The organism is Oceanisphaera submarina, from assembly GCF_046521305.1.
GTDB classification, from domain to species: domain Bacteria; phylum Pseudomonadota; class Gammaproteobacteria; order Enterobacterales; family Aeromonadaceae; genus Oceanimonas; species Oceanimonas submarina.
Genome location: NZ_JBKGFN010000001.1, coordinates 319111 through 339396, shown reverse-complemented (window position 1 = coordinate 339396; position 20286 = coordinate 319111). Strand labels below are relative to the sequence as shown.

Annotated in this window: 18 protein-coding genes, 1 other RNA gene and 4 pseudogenes; 13 read left to right on the top strand and 10 right to left on the bottom strand. The window is 51.7% G+C overall.

Annotation, left to right across the window (positions count from 1 at the left end; all coding sequences use genetic code 11):
• Positions 1-123: 123 nt before the first annotated feature.
• Together cysN and cysD are read right to left on the bottom strand one after the other, a co-directional pair.
• A complete protein-coding gene (gene cysN, locus ACLEIV_RS01805) occupies positions 124-2046 on the bottom strand; it encodes a sulfate adenylyltransferase subunit CysN (protein ID WP_410454949.1) in 1923 nt (640 codons plus the stop codon).
• The gene (cysD, locus tag ACLEIV_RS01800; protein WP_410454948.1) at positions 2046-2945 is read right to left on the bottom strand and encodes a sulfate adenylyltransferase subunit CysD; all 900 of its coding nucleotides are present in this window, start codon (positions 2943-2945) and stop codon (positions 2046-2048) included. Before cysD ends, cysN begins: the two co-directional genes overlap by 1 nt.
• Positions 2946-3066: 121 nt before the next feature.
• Here cysD and ACLEIV_RS01795 point away from each other — a divergent pair, with 121 nt between their 5' ends.
• Positions 3067-4794 (top strand): SLC13 family permease, encoded by a 1728-nt coding sequence (locus ACLEIV_RS01795; protein ID WP_410454947.1) that lies wholly within the window; start codon positions 3067-3069, stop codon positions 4792-4794.
• A 168-nt stretch (positions 4795-4962) separates the two neighbouring features.
• Positions 4963-5060, top strand: an RNA gene (gene ffs / locus ACLEIV_RS01790) — signal recognition particle sRNA small type.
• A gap of 107 nt (positions 5061-5167) precedes the next feature.
• Here ffs and ACLEIV_RS01785 read toward each other — a convergent pair.
• Positions 5168-5494 carry a hypothetical protein gene (locus ACLEIV_RS01785; RefSeq protein WP_410455097.1) on the bottom strand — a complete coding sequence of 109 codons (327 nt, stop codon included), beginning with the start codon at positions 5492-5494 and terminating at the stop codon, positions 5168-5170.
• Between ACLEIV_RS01785 and ACLEIV_RS01780 the strand changes: the two are divergent.
• Positions 5448-5666, top strand: a pseudogene (locus tag ACLEIV_RS01780) (IS5-like element ISAs34 family transposase); the annotation flags it as partial. The gene ACLEIV_RS01785 and the pseudogene ACLEIV_RS01780 overlap by 47 nt on opposite strands.
• Positions 5667-6089: 423 nt before the next feature.
• Here ACLEIV_RS01780 and ACLEIV_RS01775 read toward each other — a convergent pair.
• From ACLEIV_RS01775 to ACLEIV_RS01765, 3 genes and pseudogenes are all read right to left on the bottom strand, one after another.
• Positions 6090-6431, bottom strand: coding sequence for a hypothetical protein (locus ACLEIV_RS01775; RefSeq protein ID WP_410454946.1), 342 nt, complete (start codon positions 6429-6431; stop codon positions 6090-6092).
• A 408-nt stretch (positions 6432-6839) separates the two neighbouring features.
• Positions 6840-7663, bottom strand: a pseudogene (locus ACLEIV_RS01770) (IS5 family transposase).
• 109 nt (positions 7664-7772) lie between these two features.
• Positions 7773-8714 (bottom strand): annotated as a pseudogene (locus ACLEIV_RS01765) (integrase core domain-containing protein).
• Positions 8715-9710: 996 nt separating this feature from the next.
• Here ACLEIV_RS01765 and ACLEIV_RS01760 point away from each other — a divergent pair.
• The 10 genes from ACLEIV_RS01760 to ACLEIV_RS01715 all read left to right on the top strand — a co-directional run bounded on the left by ACLEIV_RS01760 (position 9711) and on the right by ACLEIV_RS01715 (position 17408).
• Positions 9711-9956: a DUF3955 domain-containing protein gene (locus ACLEIV_RS01760; RefSeq protein ID WP_410454945.1), complete on the top strand. Its 246-nt coding sequence runs from the start codon at positions 9711-9713 to the stop codon at positions 9954-9956.
• Positions 9957-10282: 326 nt separating this feature from the next.
• Positions 10283-10540, top strand: coding sequence for a DUF3297 family protein (locus ACLEIV_RS01755; RefSeq protein ID WP_410454944.1), 258 nt, complete (start codon positions 10283-10285; stop codon positions 10538-10540).
• Between the two features lie 194 nt (positions 10541-10734).
• A complete protein-coding gene (locus ACLEIV_RS01750) occupies positions 10735-11490 on the top strand; it encodes an alpha/beta hydrolase (RefSeq protein ID WP_410454943.1) in 756 nt (251 codons plus the stop codon).
• 35 nt (positions 11491-11525) lie between these two features.
• Complete coding sequence (locus ACLEIV_RS01745) at positions 11526-11870, top strand: DUF4377 domain-containing protein (RefSeq protein ID WP_410454942.1); 345 nt, start codon at positions 11526-11528, stop codon at positions 11868-11870.
• Positions 11871-12050: 180 nt separating this feature from the next.
• Entirely contained in the window at positions 12051-12458 is a 408-nt protein-coding gene (locus ACLEIV_RS01740; RefSeq protein WP_410454941.1) for a GNAT family N-acetyltransferase, read from the top strand.
• Between the two features lie 8 nt (positions 12459-12466).
• A complete protein-coding gene (locus ACLEIV_RS01735; RefSeq protein WP_410454940.1) occupies positions 12467-12856 on the top strand; it encodes a DUF3147 family protein in 390 nt (129 codons plus the stop codon).
• A 495-nt stretch (positions 12857-13351) separates the two neighbouring features.
• A complete protein-coding gene (locus ACLEIV_RS01730; protein WP_410454939.1) occupies positions 13352-13666 on the top strand; it encodes a DUF6172 family protein in 315 nt (104 codons plus the stop codon).
• 416 nt (positions 13667-14082) lie between these two features.
• Positions 14083-15477: a DEAD/DEAH box helicase gene (locus ACLEIV_RS01725; protein ID WP_410454938.1), complete on the top strand. Its 1395-nt coding sequence runs from the start codon at positions 14083-14085 to the stop codon at positions 15475-15477.
• Positions 15478-15567: 90 nt separating this feature from the next.
• Positions 15568-16281, top strand: a complete 714-nt coding sequence (locus ACLEIV_RS01720) for an RluA family pseudouridine synthase (RefSeq protein ID WP_410454937.1) — start codon at positions 15568-15570, stop codon at positions 16279-16281.
• A 269-nt stretch (positions 16282-16550) separates the two neighbouring features.
• Positions 16551-17408, top strand: coding sequence for a PA4780 family RIO1-like protein kinase (locus tag ACLEIV_RS01715; protein WP_410454936.1), 858 nt, complete (start codon positions 16551-16553; stop codon positions 17406-17408).
• A gap of 320 nt (positions 17409-17728) precedes the next feature.
• Here ACLEIV_RS01715 and ACLEIV_RS01710 read toward each other — a convergent pair whose 3' ends face one another.
• The 4 genes and pseudogenes from ACLEIV_RS01710 to ACLEIV_RS01695 all read right to left on the bottom strand — a co-directional run.
• On the bottom strand, positions 17729-18652 hold the full coding sequence (locus ACLEIV_RS01710; protein ID WP_410454935.1) for a pirin family protein: 924 nt from the start codon (positions 18650-18652) through the stop codon (positions 17729-17731).
• Positions 18645-19220 carry an NADPH-dependent FMN reductase gene (locus tag ACLEIV_RS01705; RefSeq protein WP_410454934.1) on the bottom strand — a complete coding sequence of 192 codons (576 nt, stop codon included), beginning with the start codon at positions 19218-19220 and terminating at the stop codon, positions 18645-18647. The genes ACLEIV_RS01710 and ACLEIV_RS01705 overlap by 8 nt, the downstream gene beginning before the upstream one ends.
• Before the next feature lie 73 nt (positions 19221-19293).
• A complete protein-coding gene (gene ycaC / locus ACLEIV_RS01700; protein WP_477529377.1) occupies positions 19294-19971 on the bottom strand; it encodes an isochorismate family cysteine hydrolase YcaC in 678 nt (225 codons plus the stop codon).
• A gap of 40 nt (positions 19972-20011) precedes the next feature.
• A pseudogene (locus ACLEIV_RS01695) lies at positions 20012-20248 on the bottom strand (pirin-like C-terminal cupin domain-containing protein); the annotation flags it as partial.
• Positions 20249-20286 lie beyond the last annotated feature (38 nt).

The following is a 20286-nucleotide window of genomic DNA, read 5'->3' as shown; positions in this document are numbered from 1 at the left end:
TGACGCCGGGTTTAATCGCCCTGCTGCGCAGTCCTGCCGGCTGAAGCGGCAGTTACACCAAAAGCAACTCATGAAAAAAGGAGCCTACCGGCTCCTTTTGTCTTACGGTGTAACGCCCGGCGCTTAGCCGGCAATGACACCGCGCTTGCGCAGTTCGGCGATCACCAGGTCGGCGGCTTCGTCGGCACTGAGGCGGGTGGTATCCAGGTGGATTTCTGCCGCTTCAGGCTGTTCGTAGGCCGAGTCGATGCCGGTGAAGTTTTTCAGCTCACCGCGACGGGCTTTCTTGTACAGGCCCTTCACGTCGCGCTCTTCGGCTACGTTCAGCGGGGTGTCGACAAACACCTCGATAAACTCGCCTTCGGCCAGTGACTCGCGGGCCATGCGGCGTTCGGCACGGAACGGCGAGATGAAGGCGGTGAGCACTATCAGACCCGCATCGACCATCAGCTTCGAGACTTCGGCTACCCGGCGAATATTTTCTACCCGGTCGGCGTCGGTAAAGCCCAGATCCTTGTTCAGACCGTGACGTACGTTGTCGCCGTCCAGCAGGTAGGTGTGGCCGCCCAGGGCATGCAGCTTTTTCTCTACCAGGTTGGCGATGGTCGACTTGCCGGCACCGGACAGGCCGGTAAACCAAAGAAGGCTCGGCTGCTGGCTCTTGGCCTGGGCGCGGGCGTCCTTGTTCACGTCCACATGCTGGTAGTGAATGTTCTGGCTACGGCGCAGGGCAAAGTGCAGCATGCCGGCGGCCACAGTAGTGTTGCTGAGGCGGTCGATCAGGATAAAACCGCCGGTGTCCTTGTTGGTCTGGTAGTCATCGAAGGCGATGGCCCTGTCCAGGCTCAGGTTACAGACGCCGATACCGTTCAGCTCCAGTTGCTTGGCGGCGGTGTGTTCCAGGGTGTTGACGTTCACCTGATACTTGATGTCGGTTACGCTGGCAGTCACGGTCTGGGTGCCGATTTTCAGCAGATAGGGGCGACCGGGCAGCAGGGCGTCGTCGTGCATCCATACCAGGGTGCTTTCAAACTGATCGGCGGTTTCGGCCGGTGCCTCGGCGATGGAGATCACATCGCCCCGGGAGATATCGATTTCATCCGCCAGGGTCAGGGTCACCGACTGACCGGCTACCGCCTGTTCCAGATCGCCGCTGTAGGTAACGATACGCTCGACCGTGCTTTCCTTGCCCGACGGCTGCACGCGAATGCGGTCACCGGGCTTGATTACGCCGCTGGTGATGGAACCGGAGAAGCCACGGAAGTCCAGGTTGGGGCGGTTGACCCACTGTACCGGCAGACGGAAGGGCGCGCGCTGCATGCGGGTGTCGTCCACTTCCACCGTTTCCAGAAAGCCCATCAGGGTGGTGCCCTTGTATTCAGGCATCTTGTACCAGGTCATTCTGGGGCTGGGGTCAACGATGTTGTCGCCCTTGAACGCCGACATCGGAATATAGGTGATGTTGCTCAGGCCCAATTGCTCGGCAAACCGGCCGTATTCCTCGACGATCTCGTTAAAACGCTGCTCGGAGTAGTCGACCAGATCCATCTTGTTGATGGCCACCACAATCTGGCGAATGCCCAGCAGGGACATCAGGTAACTGTGACGGCGGGTCTGGGTGAGAATACCTTTACGGGCATCGACCATCAGAATGGCGGCGTCGGCGGTAGAGGCACCGGTCACCATGTTGCGGGTGTACTGTTCGTGCCCCGGGGTGTCGGCCACGATGAACTTGCGCTTGTCGGTGGAGAAGAAACGATAGGCAACGTCGATGGTAATGCCCTGCTCGCGTTCGGCGGCCAGGCCGTCGACCAGCAGCGCAAAGTCGATGTCTTCGCCCTGGGTGCCCCATTTTCTGGAGTCGGCTTCCATGGCGGCCAGTTGATCTTCAAACAGCATCTTGGACTCGAACAACAGGCGACCAATCAGGGTGCTCTTGCCGTCGTCCACGCTGCCGCAGGTAATAAACCGCAGCAGACTCTTGTGCTCGTGGGCCTGCAGATATTGCTCGATATCGGAGGAGATAAGGTCGGATACGTGCGCCATTAGAAGTAACCCTCTTGTTTTTTCTTTTCCATGGATGCGGCGGAGTCGTGGTCTATCATGCGGCCCTGACGTTCGGACGTTTTGGTGAGCAGCATTTCCTGAATAATGGCGGGCAGGGTGTCGGCCTCCGACTCCACGGCCCCGGTGAGCGGATAACAACCCAGGGTACGGAAGCGCACGTTTTTCATCATCGGCACTTCACCGTCTTTCAGCGGCATGCGCTCGTCATCCACCATGATCAGGGCGCCGTCGCGCTCCACTACCGGGCGCTTGGCCGCATAATACAGCGGCACAATGGGAATGTTTTCCAGATGGATATACTGCCAGATATCCAGCTCGGTCCAGTTTGACAGCGGAAACACCCGAATCGACTCGCCCTTCTGCTTGCGGGCGTTATACAGCTTCCACAGTTCCGGACGCTGGTTCTTGGGATCCCAGCGGTGCTGCGCGGTACGGAAAGAGAAGATACGCTCCTTGGCGCGGGACTTTTCTTCATCCCGGCGGGCCCCCCCGAAGGCGGCGTCGAAGCCGTGCTGGTCCAACGCCTGCTTCAGACCCTCGGTCTTGGTAATGTCGGTATGAATGGCCGAGCCGTGGGTGAAGGGGTTGATGTCCTTCTCTACGGCCTCGGGGTTCACATGCACCAGCAAGTCCATGCCCAGCTTCTCTACCATCTGGTCGCGAAATTCGTACATTTCGCGAAACTTCCAGCGAGTGTCCACATGCAGCAGCGGGAAGGGGGGAAGGGACGGGTAGAAGGCTTTCATCGCCAAATGCAGCATCACGGCGCTGTCTTTACCGATGGAGTAGAGCATGACCGGATTGTCGGCCTCTGCCACTACTTCCCGCATGATGTGGATACTTTCGGCTTCCAGCCGTTGCAGGTGCGTCAGATTCATATGTGATACCGCTCTCAATTATGGATTATACTAATAACCAAATGTTATAGATGATCTATATATCCAGTTTATTTGATATATGGTTACAATGATAGCCCTGCTAAAGAGCGAGTGGTTATATATGTCAGCATATTTGGTATTAGCATCAATTGGCGCCTTGTTGGCCCTGCTGATCCAGGGACGAGTGCCACCGGCGGTACTGTTTACCGGCTGGGCGGTGGGCTATGTACTGTTCGGAGTGACCGAACAACAGGCATTGCTTACCAGTTTTTCCAACCCGGCCTTGATCACCCTGTTGGTGCTGATGCTGGTGTCGCTGGCGCTGGAACGCTCGCCGCTGCTCGATCGGGTATCGGACACCCTGCTCAAGGGCCGCGAGTCGATGGCCAGCCTGCGGTTGATGGGGTTGACCGCCTTTCTTTCCGCCTTTCTCAATAACACCGCCGTGGTGGGCTCCTTGCTGGGGGTGATTTCCCGGCAGCGTTACATTCCGGCCTCACGACTGTTGATCCCGCTGTCTTACGCTTCCATCCTGGGCGGCGTCACCACCCTGGTAGGCACCTCCACCAACCTGGTGGTGAACTCTTTCGTCATTAACGCCGGTCTGCCGCCGCTGGGTATGTTTCAGTTCACCATGGTCGGCTTGCCGGTGGCGCTGATTTGTATTCTGGGGCTGTTGTTCAGCGCCCGCCTGTTGCCGCAAAACCGGGTGCAGGATCAGGAAACACCCCAGTCCTATTTTCTGGAAGCTCAGATCATGGCCGAGTCGCCGCTGATCGGTAACAGCATCGAAGACAACCAGCTTCGCAGCCTGAACGGGCTGTTCTTGCTGGAAATATTACGCCACGACCGACTGCTGAGTCCGGTGTCGCCAGACGAAGTGCTGCAGCAGGGAGATGTGCTGGTGTTTACCGGTGAAGTGGAAAAGGTGCAGGCGTTACAGCGTTTTCCCGGCTTGCAGTTATTTGGCAACGGGGTAGATCGGCTGCTGTCCTCCAACCTGGTGGAAGTGGTGATCGCCAACGAGTCGGAGCTGGCCAAACGTACCTTGCGCGAGGTGGACTTTCGCACCCTGTTCAACGCCGGCGTGGTCGGTATTCGTCGTGGCCGGCGCCGGCTGACCGGCCAGCTGGGGCAGATACCGTTGCGGGTAGGTGACAGCCTGTTGCTGGCGGTGGGGCCGGACTTTACCGATCAACGTAATATCGACAGCAATTTTCATGTGCTGAGCGGTACCCTGCAGCGGCCCAAGCTGCACAAAAATCAGAGCCTGCTCGCCTTTTGCGGCTTTGGCGTTGTCATTGCCCTAGCGGCATCAGGGCTGGTGCCGCTGCTGAACGGCCTGCTGGTATTGCTGGCAGCGTTGCTGGTGACCCGCATTCTGACCCTGAGCGAGCTGCGTCGGCGTTTTCCGTTCGAATTGTGGCTGATCATCGGCTCGGCGCTGACCGTGGCCAAGGCGCTGGAAAGCTCGGGTGGGGCGCAACTGGTGGCCGATGCGGTGCGCAGCGTCTGCAACGGTTATGGGGTGTACGGCGCCTTCATCGGGGTGTTTGTGATTACGCTGATCCTCACCGAGGTGGTGACCAACAACGCCGCCGCCGCCCTGGTGTTTCCCATCGGACTCTCTACCGCCAGCGCCTTTGGCGCCGATCCCATGCCCTTCATCATGGCGGTGGCCTTTGGCGCCAGTGCCTGTTTTATTATCCCGTTCGGCTATCAGACCCACTTGATGGTCTATTCGCCGGGCCGCTATCGCATGGTGGATTATCTGAAGACGGGGCTGCCGGTCAGCCTGCTGTATTCGGCCGGGGTCATCAGCCTGGTACCGCTGATGTTCCCGTTTTAATGAAACTGTGAGGGGAAAGGGGGGAAGAGAGAGGCGCCAAAAGGGGAGCAGTCTGTCCTCGCGCCTCACTCTTTTGCTTCATCACTGATGAATAAAACCGCAATCAGTCAGTGGCTTATTGCAATCAAACACATCTTTGCTACACTGGCCTTTCTTCGATGGTGACCCCGTTGGTCCTCTCGCATCAGAATCTTGTTTACCAGGCCAGGCCCGGAAGGGAGCAACCAAAGCAGGAACCTCTGAGTGCCGGGATGTGGCTGGCGGCGGTCACCTCCAATTTCCAGCTGTCGCTTTTAGCATAAGTTGACAAATCTTTACTATAAGCTGACAAAATTTGCACCATAAGGTGACATAGCCGTCATTTGTTGTAGTATTACAACAAATGACGGTACTGCCTATGTATAGGCGTCGCTTGAAACACTCCCCGGTCAAAAATATCTTCCGCTTTGCCAGCGCCAAAATGAGCGCTGTAGTGACGGCTGAATCCTCTCTTGAGTTCGATACCTGCTTCCACCCTGAGTCTTCCCCCTATATAGCTTCGTTTGAGGCACAATCTGAAGGCTTCTATTATAACTTCGAAGGTAAAAGGTGGTCCTGCACGCCGGACTTCAAGGTGCAACATCGGCAGCAAGGAACACAGTTTTTCGAGCTTATCAGCTGAGATAAAGTACGCCATCACTGCGCTATCCACGCTGTCCATTCCGACACCGGCAGGACGAATTCGTACCCGGCCCGTCCATCTTGCAGGAGACAAGGCTTACAGTAGCAAAGGGTTGCGAGCAGAATTGAAGCGCAGAGGTATCAAACCGGTCATTTCTCAACGCTCGGATCAACGCAGACGACATCGTGGCCGTAATGGTGTAGAGCGCTGCTCCGCCACGCGCTGACAAATAACCTTCGTAACACTCGAAGTTTTTCTCCCGTACCGTGCATGGGGAAACAGCTTGTAGTACAGGTGAGCAGTGACGTAAGCCCTCAACGATCATGCCGGTGCGGGCCAGGTCATATCAGATGTATCACGGCGCCTGATCTCCACGGTCATGGCCCGTTTGCGTTTGCATTCATTCCCGCTCAAATCTGGCGATGGTCCCGTTCCGCCAGTTCGACGAACCCGGGCATCTATGAAGGGGTTCAGGCCGAGAGTCGGTCTAATTTACTGTCCGGAATTAGTTGACCACTAGATGTAGATTCCTGCTCAGTTAACGAAGTAAAGCCAGCGGAGCTGTGCGCAGCTCCGCTGTGGGCTTGGTTGTTATTGAGCAACCACCCTGTTGCTGTTTTCTAAACTATCGCGCCTACAGGGCAACCACAAGCGCGAAGTCTGACCAGCGGAAGATGGCGCCAGTGGGAAGATCGGTGAATTCGACTTTATCAGGACCGTGCATCCAGTCCTTCTGACCTTTGGTGCCAGCGAACAGGAAGGACTCTGCGCTACCCATGGTGATCTCGAACACCGAATAGTCGCTCTCGTTGATGGTCTGCTTGATCTTGCAAGATCCTTCATAGAGAGTCTTGCTGGCGGCTGTACTCGTGAGCTTGCAGGTTCCAGTCGCGTTGACGGTCGCTTCCTCTGCACTGACATAGTTTGCGAAGAAAATGGCAAATACTATCCCGATGAATTTTTTGGTAAGTTTCATCGAATTCTCCTTCAGTATGATGGGTTCACTTTTATAGTTTCAGACGCCACATTTTTTATATATGTAAACCTCCTCACTTGAGTGTGCGGAAAACAGATAAAGGCAGTCCTTTACGACTGACGCTCAGTGTATGAAGCGCATGGCAGCTTAACTCGATATGTAAAAGCGGGAGGTAAACTCCATACTCCGGAAGTTGGCCCATCCTGATGCCGTCGTTACGTTGTAAAATATAGAGCAGATTACAGATTACTGACAATATATACTTTGCCGGCGGTAAATAAGAAAGGCAGAGCCAGACAGCAGACGTCGGCTGGAGCCGTTGGTTATGTGCTGTCGCCAGGTTTTGGGTATCAAAATCCAGGTCATGAATTCAGGGCAGGAAAGAGCCTGGGCTGTGTTCTTAAACTGCTAACTTTCTGTGCAAACACGGTCACGGAGTAGCTCCCGCAGGTAACGCATACAGAATGGGAGCTTGATGAAGGCTGAAAACATGAACGCCAGTTTTTCATAGCGCGTTGATATTATTATAAATTTTCAGCCAACCAAAGCAGCGCTCTACACCATTACGGCCACGATGTCGTCTGCGTTGATCCGAGCGTTGAGAAATGACCGGTTTGATACCTCTGCGCTTCAATTCTGCTCGCAACCCTTTGCTACTGTAAGCCTTGTCTCCTGCAAGATGGACGGGCCGGGTACGAACTCGCCCTGCCGGTGTCGGAATGGACACCGTGGATAGCGCAGTGATGGCGTACTTTATCTCAGATGATTGGCCGGGAGACAGACAGAAGCCCAGAGGCAGTCCGTTACCATCACTCACTAAATGAATGTTGCTGCCAAACTCACCGCGAGAGCGACCCAAGGCTTGATGAAAAGGGCCTATCCCCTTTTTTTGGGTACGCCCACCGCATCTTTTGAAGCTCGAAGGTTGGAGCCATCGAGACTCCATAGCTCAAAATCAATCAAGCCTTCTTCATTTAGCTCGAGCTGAAGTTGCTGCAAAGTGGCATCTAACAGGCCACGTTGTTACCAGCGCCGAAAGGTGTTGTAAACGGTGTGCCAAGGACCGAAACGCTCAGGCAAGTCTCGCCAGGGGGCGCCAGAATGACGAATCCAAAGCATGGTATCCAACATCACACGAGGCGCCTGGACAAGACCGTCCCATCCGGGGGCGGCAGGGAAACAGAGGCGCAATCAGCGCCCATTGCGCATGTGAGCTGATATCGACGAGACATAGGAGATGTGCATTTGTGATTGAAAATAAAGGAGATTATATCTAAATTGTAGTCATTCAGACTCGATCTGACAGTTACCGACTTTCCGTTCGTGACTGTCAGATCTTAATCAGCCCAGACACTTCTCTTGCCAAGCTGATTTACCATCAATCAATGTCTCCATGGGTGTACGACCACAGCACATTTTTCCCTGATGGGTTCGTTCATTGTTGTAGTACTCTAACCAGATATCCAGAGCGTGTTGAAGCTCATCAAGCTCACTGTAAATCTTCTTCCTGAAGGTCACCTGGTAGAACTCCTGCATATCGTCTTATGGAAGCGCTCACAGATACCGTTGGTCTGGGGTGAGCGTGATGTCATTGATTGCCAGATACAGCTGGTAATCATGCTGCTCCGCTTTGCTACAATACTCAGTCCCCCGGTCAGTCAATATCCGCAGCAGAGGCAGCTCATGGCTCTCAAACAAGGGTAAGACCTTGTCATTCAGCAGGTCGGCAGCCGTGATGGGCGTTTTGGTGGTATACAGCTTGGCGCAGGCAACTTTGGAGTAGGTATCGACGAAGGTTTACTGATAGAAACGGCCAACGCCTTTAAGTGTTCCAACGTAGAAGGTGTCTTGCGAGCCCAGGTAGCCGGGATGGACGGTTTCTATCTCACCCGAGACTTCATCATCCTGCTGCTTGTGCTCCAGTTCTGCAACTTTGGATTCCGTCAGGATCAGACTTTTTTCTGCCATTTTGGCTTCCAGAGCAGCCAACCGTTGCTTGAAGTTAGCCAACTCATGCCGAAGCCAGATGTTACGCACACCTCTGGCAGAAACAAAGATACCGCGCTTGCGCAGCTCGTTGCTTACTCGTACCTGTCCATGCGCAGGCTGTTCAATGGCATAGGCAATGACAGCCTCTTCAACTTCCAACGCGGCTTTATAACGGTAAAAGGTATCTCGTGACAGTCTCATCACCTTGCAGGCCCGGGATACGTTGCCAAGCTCTTCTGCCAGGTTGGGCAATCCAAGCTTGTGTTTGATGATGCGTTCGTTACTCTTGATCATGAGGGTTGCCTCTTATGTCTTTGATGTCGGTTTGGTCACTTTCATCAAAGCCGGTAACCCTCACTTCTTCAAGGTGAGTGTCAGATCAAGTCAGAACTAATACATGTTAATGTGTAACGTAAAGCCCAGATCCAAGGAGAGCCCATCGGCTTGCTCATCAGAAAATGGTGTATAAAGGTGGCGTGTTGTTTAGTAATCTTTCTGACATGATTGTGCACGATTAGCTTGTAGGGTGCACTTTATGTCACCTTATGGTTGATACTTGTGTCACTTCATGGTGAAGGTTGGTGGTAAGTTATTGGGTTTTAGTTGCAGTTTTTGTCAACTTATGCTGAAAGCGACACCAGTATTATCCTCGAATACTTCCACTACTGTTTTACCCCATTTTTCATCTCTGTTCTCCATCGATGATTTCGTTGCGCCTTGCCGACGACCCTCTGCCTGTTTAATGTCTATTACATTAAACATTCGATCGGTTTGACTGTGCTACTAATTCCAGGCAAAAGAGCCGGCTTCTCCGACTCGCTCAAGCACCTCCCCATGACGGCACATGACATCCAACCGCCATGGAGGGTGGGGGAGTAGCGGCATTGCAGGAGCTTTTGTTGGCCCTGTCATGTGCAGCTCGGTGGCGCAGATCCCTTTGTTCTCCTAATTGCTCAGAGGCTGTCTGTTGGCAGCCTCGGCAGGCAACTCGGTAAACCAACAGCATCGGATGAGCCCATCCCCTCTGTATGATGCCGTCCTGAAATACTGATACCCATACAGTATATTTGGTGGTTTTTGTTTTTCTTGCGCGAATACTTCGCACGGTTGCCGAATGATATGAGCATGCGCCTTTTTGTCGGGCATAAGACAGAACATGGATAAATCTATATAGTCATATTATTATTTCCGTACTGCTGCATTGTGTGCTGTGTGTATACTCAGTATGTAAAACATTATAACTTGCCTGGTCAATTGCATTTTTTGAAGTGAACCATAGACCCTTACAAAATGTCGGGTGTTTCTATATCCAAGTTTGAGGTTTCAATGAAATTTCTTAGTAAATATAAGATAAGTTTCCTTTTTTGTATGAGTGGCGTTGTGTGTTTAATGGCCTATGCCGTTATCGGCTCGTACATAGATGAAAATGGATTGCTGGTCGAGCCATTCGGGTTTATTCCTTTGTTCTGGCTGCTCGAGCTATTGGCGCTTGTGGTTTTCATTATTACCTTTGTTAAACATAGAAAAACCGGATAACTACAGGCGCGCGAAAATGCTTCGTTATAACGAATGTTTAAGAGCGACTCCCAACGCTTGGCATGCTCAGTTCAAGGTTGTATTTTGTGTTTGCGATTCAATGGTTGAGATATGGTGGTAGCATGGCTCACACCTTAACGCGGCGCTAGAGGATCGAGTTACCCATGAACAGCGGGTATTTTTATAGTGAATTGAATTTTTGGAGCGATACTCAGCTTTGCTATAAATCAATCATATAAACTTCTAACTAATCTACTACTGTACTTCTTGAGCGTCAGGCCGGCATTGTATATAATGGCAAACCTTTTATTTATGTAGATAAAAACATGAGCGATACTAAATCACAACCAGCATTGCCAGATCGTCTTTCGGGTCACCCTCGCAGCCCGTATCATGTGGCTGAATGTTTCGAGCACAATATTGGTATTCGGCTGAACGGTAAAGATCGTACCGATGTTGAAGAGTATTGCATTAGTGAAGGTTGGGTGAAAATACCATCGCCTAAAGCATTGGATCGTCGTGGTCAGCCGATGTCGATTACGTTAAAAGGAACGGTTGAAGCCTTTTATAGCCAAGTCGTTTAGACACCACTTACTGTTTTAACCAAGAAGGGCCCGAGAAACTCAGGCCCTTTTTTTAATGTGTAACCAAGAATTACTGTCTATTTTTACTGTGTAGAAGTATTTTCATTGCGGTGTTATATTTTTTAACGACCTGCAGCAGTAAAAATTTATCTATTCATCTCTGGCCAAAGGTAGAGATTTAACAGGATAAAAGCATGAAATTCATTGCCGGATTTTTTATTTTATTACTCTCTTTTTCAAGCCTTGCACAAACCTTGATAATCCATGATGCCGAAAGAGAAAGAAACATTCCCATCTCCGTTTCACTGCCTACCGAAGCCCGGGCCTGCACTCTGGCCCGGAAGTGCAAGGTGGCCTTTCTCAGCGCCGGCAACAGGGTACCGTATGAACAGTATCGCTTTATCAGCGAGCGCTTGAATTCACTGGGCTACCTGACCATAGCGGTAGATCACGAGTTGCCGCAAGATCCGCCATTGTCCAGAGCCGGTGACCTGTATCAAACCCGGATCGAAAACTGGCAGCGCGGGGCGGTCACCCTGGCATTTTTGCAGCAGCAGCTGCCGGACCGCTTTACGGAATACGACTTCAACCAGCTATTACTGGTCGGGCACTCCAATGGCGGCGACATTTCGGCATGGCTGGCTAATGAAGGCAAAGACTACATTGTCAACCTCATCACCCTGGATCATCGCCGAGTAAGCTTGCCAAAAAGTGATGCTGTTCGTGTGTTGTCGATCCGGGCCACGGAATACCCCACCGCGCAGGCGGTGCTGCTGACCGATGCCGAACAGCGGGAATATAACGGCTGCGTGGTAGCAATTACCGACTCAAAACACATGGATCTGAGCGATTACGGTACCGCCTGGGTCAAGCAAACCGTGGCCGAGGTGATAGAAGGCTTTTTGTCTCAACAAAGCTGTGTTGCAATACGGCACATCCATAAAACGTAATTCGCCATGTGGCGATTATGGTCAGGAGTCTATCGATGAAAAAGCGTATCACGGCGTTGCTGACACTGTTACTGGCGGGTTGTTCAACGGGTGGCGCGCCGGAGGCAAACGGCAACGTCGAGGCAACGGCAGAGGTGATGACCGTTACGGTGGGGCCGCAACGCGTTCACTGTGTTGGGGTGGGCCCCATGCAATGCCTGGTGGTGGATGGTCGCCTGTTCTATGACCGTATTCAGGGCTTCGAATTTGAACCGGGCTACCAGCAAACGCTACGGGTAGAGCGCCGCCAGCGCTTTACGTCGGCCACGGCCCCGGCGGATGCCAGCTTGTATCAGTACCGGTTGCTGCAGGTGCTCGACAAGCATAAAGCCCGGCCTTGAAGGTACTGCTAGCCAAGGGGCTGGCCGGTACCGTGAGCCTGACCTTCAGGGTTTCGGCCGCAGAGGGCGCTAGTTCCCCATATCCGGAGCTGTGAGGGGGCGGTTAGGTAACTGGCCATCCAGCCACGACTATGCCTTAAGGAGTCGGCATGACTGTAATATACGGAATCAGAGGTATATATGGATATTAAAGTTGAGCTTAACGGCCATGTTGATGAAGCCGAGATCATTGAAATTTATCGTGAAAATGGATGGTCTTCTGCTGACAAACCAGACCAGTTAATCCTTGCGTTACGTAACTCCCATACACTTGTTACAGCACGAGTTTCAGGAAAACTTGTTGGCGTGGGTAATGCAATTTCAGATGGTCATTTGGTGGTCTACTATCCTCACATGCTTGTTCACCCCTCAATGCATGGCAAGGGTGTTGGTCGCAAGATGATGGAAACAATGCAATCCGTTTATAGCAGCTTTCATCAGCAAATGCTTACAGCAGACGGCGAAGCTATCGAGTTCTACAAAGCATTAGGTTTTGAGCGTGCAGCTAATACCGAACCTATGTGGATATACGCAGGAACAGAGCACTAGATTTTGTCATGTCTGTTATTTCCGACAACAAGAACAGGGCGTGTATGTTGACTTATTATATAATTAAAGTTGTGATAACAACGGTGTTGGTTGTCGCTATATCCGAGGTGGCTAAACGGAGCTCTGTTGTCGGGGCCATAATGGCATCCGTGCCGTTGATATCGGTTCTTGCGATGATTTGGCTTTACATCGATACCAAAGATGTCACAAAAATTAGTAATTTATCTATCAGCATATTTTGGCTTGTTATCCCGTCCTTGGCTTTGTTTTTAACACTTCCCTTTCTGTTGGCACAGGGGCTGAATTTTTATCTGAGTATGAGTGTTTCAATAGGGGTTACAATTGTATGTTACTGGGCCATGGCATTAGTTTTAGAAGGTCTCGGGATGAAGCTTTAAATGCCGACGAAATATTGTGATGATGACTCCTATTTTGTGCCTTTCTTGACCGTGTGCTCACCCTGCCAAAGTAATCTATCCCTTGTTCGGTGTGTTATTGATAACCTTGTGTTCTGTGATGCGGATGCCCGAGCTGATTTGATATTCGTGAGTATATTTGGGCGGCAGCAGTGGCTGGTCGAGCCAGGCCGACGCGCCAGCGCTGTCAGCGGACGACATCATTGCTTACATTATTGGTATTGCCGGCAAACCGAAGTGTTGCCGGATGAAAATCAAACATGTTGAGTAGGTGTTAATAGCCGGAACACCCTCTTTGGCTAAAAATCAGGCGTTCATGCCCTCGTTCTGCCTGGAGAGGGGGTGGGAGCTCCATTTGGTTCTTTTCACGGGGTAAAAAGTCGCAGAAATTGGCGGTTATCTTCTACCCATCCATGTAGAATGCGCTTTTAAAAGCTCATTCAGCTTTACTCTTGAGTGCACTACTGTAGGAACCCCATGAAAAAGACAATCGCTTTAACTCACCCCAAGCTGCAACCTGCTCGCCTGGTGGACTCAATCAAGCATGATATTAAGAAATACCTGAACAGAGAGCGTAGAAAGACTCTGCCTCAAGGTATGGACTACTGGACTTTCGATTGTCGCTTTGGTGCATCAGAGGATGTAGCAGAAGAGATCTATACCTCTGAAATAAATAAACATATCGATGCTGCCGTGGCGCAGGAACTACCCGAGTTCTATGTAGAGATCCTCGCCAGAGCCTGTAACCATGCTCCGCGTTCGAGTACCAAAGCCGCCGCCGACGAAGCTTGAGACCCCTGGGCTGACCGCAGCAGAAAGGCGTTCAACGTAAGGGGCAGACCCCTTGAATTGAATCAGTCAAAAGAAGCTGTCGGAAGCTTCGGCGATGACTCTTTTTCAGTTTGGGCAAGTGCGCTGCCCAGATGGTGCTGAAGCGCGCGGGCCTTGGCCGCCAACGGCCCGGTCGTAAGGGACTGGGCCCCTGTGTCCAGCCCCGGGACGTCAGGTGTCAGGGGATTTACGTTCTATCATGGGCGACGAGCGACTCTCTGCACGCAAGCAAAAGGCGTTGTCCACTCCGTTTTCACACCAGGGCAAGGCGATATAAAACCCAGCGGAAACCACAATCAATCCTCTCCTCTACTGCTAAAGTACTGTACAATCTGCCCTCGTTTTTTTGACTGTAGCGACTCTACAGAGGATCTCCCATGCAATTTTCATCTTTAGATTTGGCCCCAGATCTGCAACGCGCTCTTGTTGAATGTGGCTACAGTGCTATGACACCGGTACAAATGCAGGCCATTGTGCCTGCGCGTCGCGGCAAAGATTTACAAGTAACCGCGCAAACAGGTACAGGTAAAACCGCGGCCTTTGCCGTACCTGTATTACAACGCATGCTGGATAAACCCAAGGCAACCGTCGAGCGACGTCCTCGTGCATTGATCCTGACGCCAACCCGTGAATTGGCAGAGCAATTATCCGACGCTATCGGTGCTTATGCGAAGTATTTACCTCTCAGTGTAACGGCACTATACGGTGGCGTTAAAATGGGTGGTCAGGCCAACAAATTAAAAGCCGGCGTCGATATTGTTATCACCACTCCGGGCCGTTTGCTGGAGCACATGACCCTGGGTAATGTAACGTTAACCGACGTTGAATTTGTGGTACTGGATGAAGCAGACCGTATGTTGGATATGGGCTTTATCGCCGATGTACTGAAGTTGATGCAACTGACCGCGCAGACACGCCAAACCCTGCTGTTTTCGGCGACAACGTCACCCGCCGTCAATGAGTTGTCACATAAAATTCTGAAAAATCATCAACAGATCCGTGTGACTAAAATCAATAGTACGGCTGATACTGTAAGACATGCGGTGTATCCGGTAGAAGAAAGTCGCAAAATAGAACTGTTCGAAAAGCTGCTGGAAGAGAAAAACTGGTTTCAGGTTTTGGTGTTTACCAGTACCAAGGAGCAGGCTGAACGACTACTCGCCGGCCTTAAAAAGAGCAAAATTGAAGCTGCTGTCTGTCATGGCGATAAAAGTCAGGGGGCGAGACGTCGTGCTGTCGCTGATTTTAAATCCGGTAAACTACAAATCTTGATAGCCACCGAAGTGGCTGCCCGTGGTTTGGATATTCAAGGTCTGGATTATGTGGTGAACTTCAACTTGCCTTATTTGCCGGAAGATTATGTGCATCGTATCGGTCGCACGGGGCGGGCAGGGAGCAAAGGTAGTGCTATTTCATTTGTCAGCCGTGAAGAAGAGCAAACCCTGGAGCGAATTCAAAAGCTGATTGGTACCGAGGTTAAACGCATCATCAAGCCGGGCTTTGAAGTGACCAGCCGCGGTTCACTATTAAAAACTATCTCGCGTAAGGTATTGACCGGGCGTTGCAACAAAGCCAGTGAAACCGTTATTGAGCTGGAAGGTTCAAACGACGGTCGTCACAAAGGTAAACCACGCCGTGCCAGGTCGGGTGATGAATCGGGCAACAAGACCACGGCAAAACCCGTGCGCTTGAAAAATACCACTACCCCAAAAAGTACCGGACCGAAGAAAAAAATATTACGTGGTAAACGCGCCGATAAATATTCACGTTAAGCACTTTCAATTGTAAGTGAAATCGGTGCCGCCTAAAGAGGTTATTCACAGGCGGCACCGACTATGGTTATCAACAGCGGGGAATATTGAATGTCTGGTATCGGCCTGCCGACTCACACCATCGTTGATGACTTTGTGGCGCCGGCGTGCGACGACTTTGTCGCCATTTTGTATCAGGATGACGACATCCTTTTGATCAATAAGCCCAGCGGTTTGCTCAGTTTGTCGGGTAAAAACCCCCTTAACCAGGACTCGGTGCACTACCGTTTGGTACATGGCCAGGAGGGGATGAGTCCGGCATTTCCGCAGGCAAAGTTACCGCATCGCCTGGATTTTGGCACATCGGGCATTATGGTGGTGGGACTGCATGCAGCGTCGGCGCAACACCTCAATAAACAGTTTCAGGAACGTACGATTCAAAAGCGATATCTGGCCTTGCTGGAAGGTTGGATAGCCGACGATCTGGGGCGGATTACGGCGGCCATAGCGAAAGATAAAAACCATTTTCCCCGGGTAAAGATTTGCCATACCACAGGCAAAGCGGCCATAAGTGAATACAGGGTATTACAGCGTCTGGATCAACCGCGTCGGAGTTTGGTGCAGTTTATTCCTGTTACGGGGCGTACACACCAGTTACGGATTCACAGCCAGGCGATGGGCCATCCCATTCTCGGATGTGATTTGTATAACAGCGTTTATAGCGAGCAGATGGCCGATCGTTTGTTGTTACACGCCAGTGATTTATATTTTAAACACCCAACCAGCGGTGAACGGTTGCATGGGGTGTGCCCTTGTCCGTTTTGAACTGACAAATTATTTTTATTCGAGGCGGTTTATGTAAATGTTTCATCAGTACACGGAATGAAATGTGTAATGTCTTATCAAAAGCCAGATAAATATATCCATTGAGAAATGGATATAAAGAATGACAGGACGGCTGATGGTTCTCCATTTAACCATTGTCGACATTAACCATGAAAGGTGATACTCTGCTTGGCCAGAATACACCAATACACACAGACTATACTCGGTAAAATAATGATTGATAGCCGACCTTACTTGGCAGACCGCATGTGAAAATACCCAAACGCCTACAGCCTCTCGTCGATGATGGTTTAATCGATGACGTTATCAGCCGACTGATGAGCGGCAAAGAAGCCGATATTTTTGTCGTCCGTTGTGGTGAGCACATTCGTTGTGCCAAAGTTTATAAAGATGCCATTAAACGCAGCTTTAAGAAAGCGGCACAATATCAGGAAGGGCGCAAAGTTCGCAGTGGCCGTCAGGCACGAGCCATGGAAAAGCGTTCAAACTATGGCCGCCAGCAGCAGGAAATAATTTGGCAGAATGCCGAAATTGATGCTTTATCCCGTTTGGCCAGTGCCGGTGTGCGTGTACCCGAAACGTTCGGTTGCGTTGATGGCGTATTACTAATGGAATTGGTTACCGACGCAGCGGGTGATGTTGCTCCACGACTCGGTGATGTGATGATGTCGGAAGAGCAAGCAATTGAAGATCACACACTCATGATGCATTACATTATGCTCATGCTCTGTGCGGGAATAGTACACGGTGATTTATCCGAATTTAACGTATTGGTTGATGAGCACGGCCCCGTGGTTATCGATTTACCACAAGCGGTTAATGCCGCCGCCAATAACAGCGCACAAGAGATGTTCGCCCGTGACGTCAACAATATGCGTCGCTATTATGGCGAGTTTGCCCCCGCCTTGCTGCACACGCAATACGCCAAAGAAATGTGGGCGTTGTTTGAAGAAGCTAACTTAACACCAAACTCAACGCTCAGTGGTGAGTTTGAAGATGACGGCAACAGTGCAGATGTAGATTCCGTACTGGAAGAAATCAAGGCGGCGATGGAAGAAGAGCAGGAGCGTAAAGAGCGCATACGTGAAGCCGAGGAAGGTGCTTGAGTTTATTCGCAGCCTGTTTTTTATCTGTGTTCCGCGCTGCTTATATTTGACAGGGCGGAAGACTGGGTCTGATATCGGGAGATAAAAAAGATGAATGCCGAGCTTTTTCTGGCATTCACCGGCCTCTTTATCGCGGCTCTTTTAGAGACCATTTAGCGGCAGCCACCGGCTATGGTGGCAAGAAAATCTATGCCGCTAGCGCCAGGGTTCATGGCCGCAGGCTGTCGGATATGCGGCAGGTGGACTGTGGCTGGCTACCCTTCAAAAAAACTGACTGGGGCGAGCCACGAACAGGCGTTGCTCGCCGCCATACCGTGTGTCTACCCCTGGCTGGTCGGGTAGGGGATGTACTCGTCAGCATCGTTTTTTATGATGGGGAACCTGCGCTCCTGCCATTGCGTTTTTGCCGCTTCAATGCGCTCTTTTCTGCTGGATACGAAGTTCCAGTCCATATATCGGCTGCCGATATCATCACCCCCAATCAGCGCAATTTGAGTGTCACTTTCGGCTTTAATGACGACGTTTTCATCATCATTCAGTATGACCATCGTATGTCGGGGCACCCGGGTGTCTCGCAGGCTGATTTCTCCCTCTACCACATACAGGCCCCGCTGGGCCGCAGTCGGCAGTGCTAGGGCTTGTCCCGCTTTTAACCGGGCTTCGATATACAGCGTCGGGCTGAATGTCTGCACGGGTGATACCGCACCATAAGCTGTTCCCATCATGACACTGACCGAAGCACCATTCACGTCCACTCTGGGTAAAGCGTCAGCGGAGTAATGGTAAAAGGCAGGCTCCGTTTCCTCATCCTTTTCCGGCAGCGCCAGCCATAGCTGGAGGCCATGTACCGTATGAGGCCTGTTTTTTATTTCCGGTGGCTCACGTTCGGAATGGACCATGCCCGATCCCGTCACCATCAAGTTGAGATCGCCGGGGCGGATCACCTGCTTGCTGCCGATGGAATCCTGGTGCAGTATCTCACCCTCGAATAAATAGGTAACGGTGGCAATATTGATGTGGGGGTGAGGCCGAACATCCATGCCTTCTCCGGCGGCAAAGGTCGCAGGCCCCATATGGTCGAAAAAGACCCAGGGCCCAATCCGCCTGATGACCTGGTTGGGCAAGGTTCTGCGAACGAAAAAACCGCCGAGATCCTTGTCCTTCGGGTGAATAAGCTGTTGGATGGCACCGCACCCTGCAACCAGATCACACTGCTCTGCCACTGCTTGCTGCAGGTTACTCATATGTTGTCTCCGAAGGCCCTAGCTTGTGATTCAGAGTTATCAATGCCGTTACCAACTGACCGATAAAGTCGCGGGTAGTGGCATCGGCAAGCTGACCATGACTATCAAATTTTTCATGAGCCCCGGCGATCATCACCTCGGGTTTGTTCACGAAGTGTACGTCGAGGTAAATCATGATCTGGCGCAGATGGTATTGCGCTCTGGCTCCGCCCAGCTGGCTCATGCTTGAGCTCATGATGGCGGCGGGCTTGCCGGCAAAGGGTTGTGGTTTCTGCCGAGATAGCCAGTCAATGGCGTTTTTCAATACTCCGGGAACCGAGTAATTGTATTCCGGCGTAGAGAACAGAATGGCATCGGCGGTGATCACCTTCTCAGCAAGCTGAAGGACCTCCGGTGGCACCTTGTCGCCATCCAGTTCCTGGTTGTATAGCGGCAGCTTGCTGATATCGAGCAGTTCAATGTCACATTCCGTCGGCGCCATCTCTATAGCGATCCGAATTGCTGCGGTATTGTATGAATCCTTCCGTAAACTGCCTGAAAAGGCCACTATGCGGGTTTTACTGCTCATAATTAACCTCCGGTAACGTGAAGCAGGGGGCGCCTGGAGGCGCCCAGGTTGACGCATTCTGCATACTGAAGCGTCAATGTCCGTGGATCAGGTTCCGATAGTCCGGAATATGATTGGAGAACAGATTAGCCAGCCCTTCTACATCGTTACGCCAGTCGCGGTGCAGTTCACATGCCGCACCAAACCAGGTCATTAATTGCGCTCCGGCCGTCGACATACGATTCCATGCGGCGTCGCGGGTCATGGAGTTGAAGGTGCCCGAAGCGTCTGTGATCACAAATACTTCAAACCCTTCTTCCAGCGCCGACAGTGCCGGAAAGGCAACACACACCTCGGTAACCACACCCGCTATAATCAACTGCTTCTTTCCCGTCGCTTTTATAGCCTGGACAAACTCTTCGTTATCCCATGCATTGATCTGGCCCGGGCGTGCGATATAGGGCGAGTCGGGAAACATTTCCTTCAGCTCGGGCACCAGGGGGCCGTTGGGTCCCTGTTCAAAGCTCGTGGTCAGAATAGTCGGCAATTCAAAGTACCTGGCGCAATCGGCCAGCGCCAACATATTGTTCTTGAACTTATCAGGGTCGATGTCGCGAACCAGCGAAAGCAGGCCTGTCTGATGGTCAACCAACAGTACCGCCGCGTCATTTTTATCCAAACGAACATAAGGGACAGTCATGTTATTTCTCCTGGAAAGATGTGCACAAGGCACGGCCAGCAGGCCGAAGAAGTCTCCTAAACGTGCTTTCATTCACCGAATTTACCCGTCTGAAAATCGGTCATCGCTTGTCTTATTTCGGCTTCGTGTTCATTACAAAAGGGCCATAGCCGACCAGGGGTTCATCAATGGGCTTACCGCTCGAAATAAGCAGTTCACGGTCCCGACTCGCCACCGGCTCCGGTCCAACCCCGTCCCGGAATGGCATGACGGTCTGGCCCGCCTCCACTGGTTGTCTGTTGACGGTTAGCTGTCCTTTTCTCACCACCACCATGGAAGACCATCCCGCTTCGAGGGGAAAGCGGTAGTGACCCGATGCCTGAAAGCACCATCCATCACCAGCATGGG

What these genes read in the sequence shown, in the direction of transcription:
- ACLEIV_RS01785 (WP_410455097.1), bottom strand. Translation starts at nt 5,494, where the DNA reads ATGGACAGCGTGGATAGCGCAGTGATGGCGTACTTTATCTCAGCTGAT.
- ACLEIV_RS01795 (WP_410454947.1), top strand. Translation starts at nt 3,067, where the DNA reads ATGTCAGCATATTTGGTATTAGCATCAATTGGCGCCTTGTTGGCCCTG.
- ACLEIV_RS01740 (WP_410454941.1), top strand. Translation starts at nt 12,051, where the DNA reads ATGGATATTAAAGTTGAGCTTAACGGCCATGTTGATGAAGCCGAGATC.
- ACLEIV_RS01750 (WP_410454943.1), top strand. Translation starts at nt 10,735, where the DNA reads ATGAAATTCATTGCCGGATTTTTTATTTTATTACTCTCTTTTTCAAGC.
- cysN (WP_410454949.1), bottom strand. Translation starts at nt 2,046, where the DNA reads ATGGCGCACGTATCCGACCTTATCTCCTCCGATATCGAGCAATATCTG.
- ACLEIV_RS01755 (WP_410454944.1), top strand. Translation starts at nt 10,283, where the DNA reads ATGAGCGATACTAAATCACAACCAGCATTGCCAGATCGTCTTTCGGGT.
- ycaC (WP_477529377.1), bottom strand. Translation starts at nt 19,971, where the DNA reads ATGAAAGCACGTTTAGGAGACTTCTTCGGCCTGCTGGCCGTGCCTTGT.
- ACLEIV_RS01760 (WP_410454945.1), top strand. Translation starts at nt 9,711, where the DNA reads ATGTCGGGTGTTTCTATATCCAAGTTTGAGGTTTCAATGAAATTTCTT.
- ACLEIV_RS01710 (WP_410454935.1), bottom strand. Translation starts at nt 18,652, where the DNA reads ATGAGTAACCTGCAGCAAGCAGTGGCAGAGCAGTGTGATCTGGTTGCA.
- cysD (WP_410454948.1), bottom strand. Translation starts at nt 2,945, where the DNA reads ATGAATCTGACGCACCTGCAACGGCTGGAAGCCGAAAGTATCCACATC.
- ACLEIV_RS01775 (WP_410454946.1), bottom strand. Translation starts at nt 6,431, where the DNA reads ATGAAACTTACCAAAAAATTCATCGGGATAGTATTTGCCATTTTCTTC.
- ACLEIV_RS01720 (WP_410454937.1), top strand. Translation starts at nt 15,568, where the DNA reads ATGTCTGGTATCGGCCTGCCGACTCACACCATCGTTGATGACTTTGTG.
- ACLEIV_RS01745 (WP_410454942.1), top strand. Translation starts at nt 11,526, where the DNA reads ATGAAAAAGCGTATCACGGCGTTGCTGACACTGTTACTGGCGGGTTGT.
- ACLEIV_RS01730 (WP_410454939.1), top strand. Translation starts at nt 13,352, where the DNA reads ATGAAAAAGACAATCGCTTTAACTCACCCCAAGCTGCAACCTGCTCGC.
- ACLEIV_RS01735 (WP_410454940.1), top strand. Translation starts at nt 12,467, where the DNA reads ATGTCTGTTATTTCCGACAACAAGAACAGGGCGTGTATGTTGACTTAT.
- ACLEIV_RS01705 (WP_410454934.1), bottom strand. Translation starts at nt 19,220, where the DNA reads ATGAGCAGTAAAACCCGCATAGTGGCCTTTTCAGGCAGTTTACGGAAG.
- ACLEIV_RS01725 (WP_410454938.1), top strand. Translation starts at nt 14,083, where the DNA reads ATGCAATTTTCATCTTTAGATTTGGCCCCAGATCTGCAACGCGCTCTT.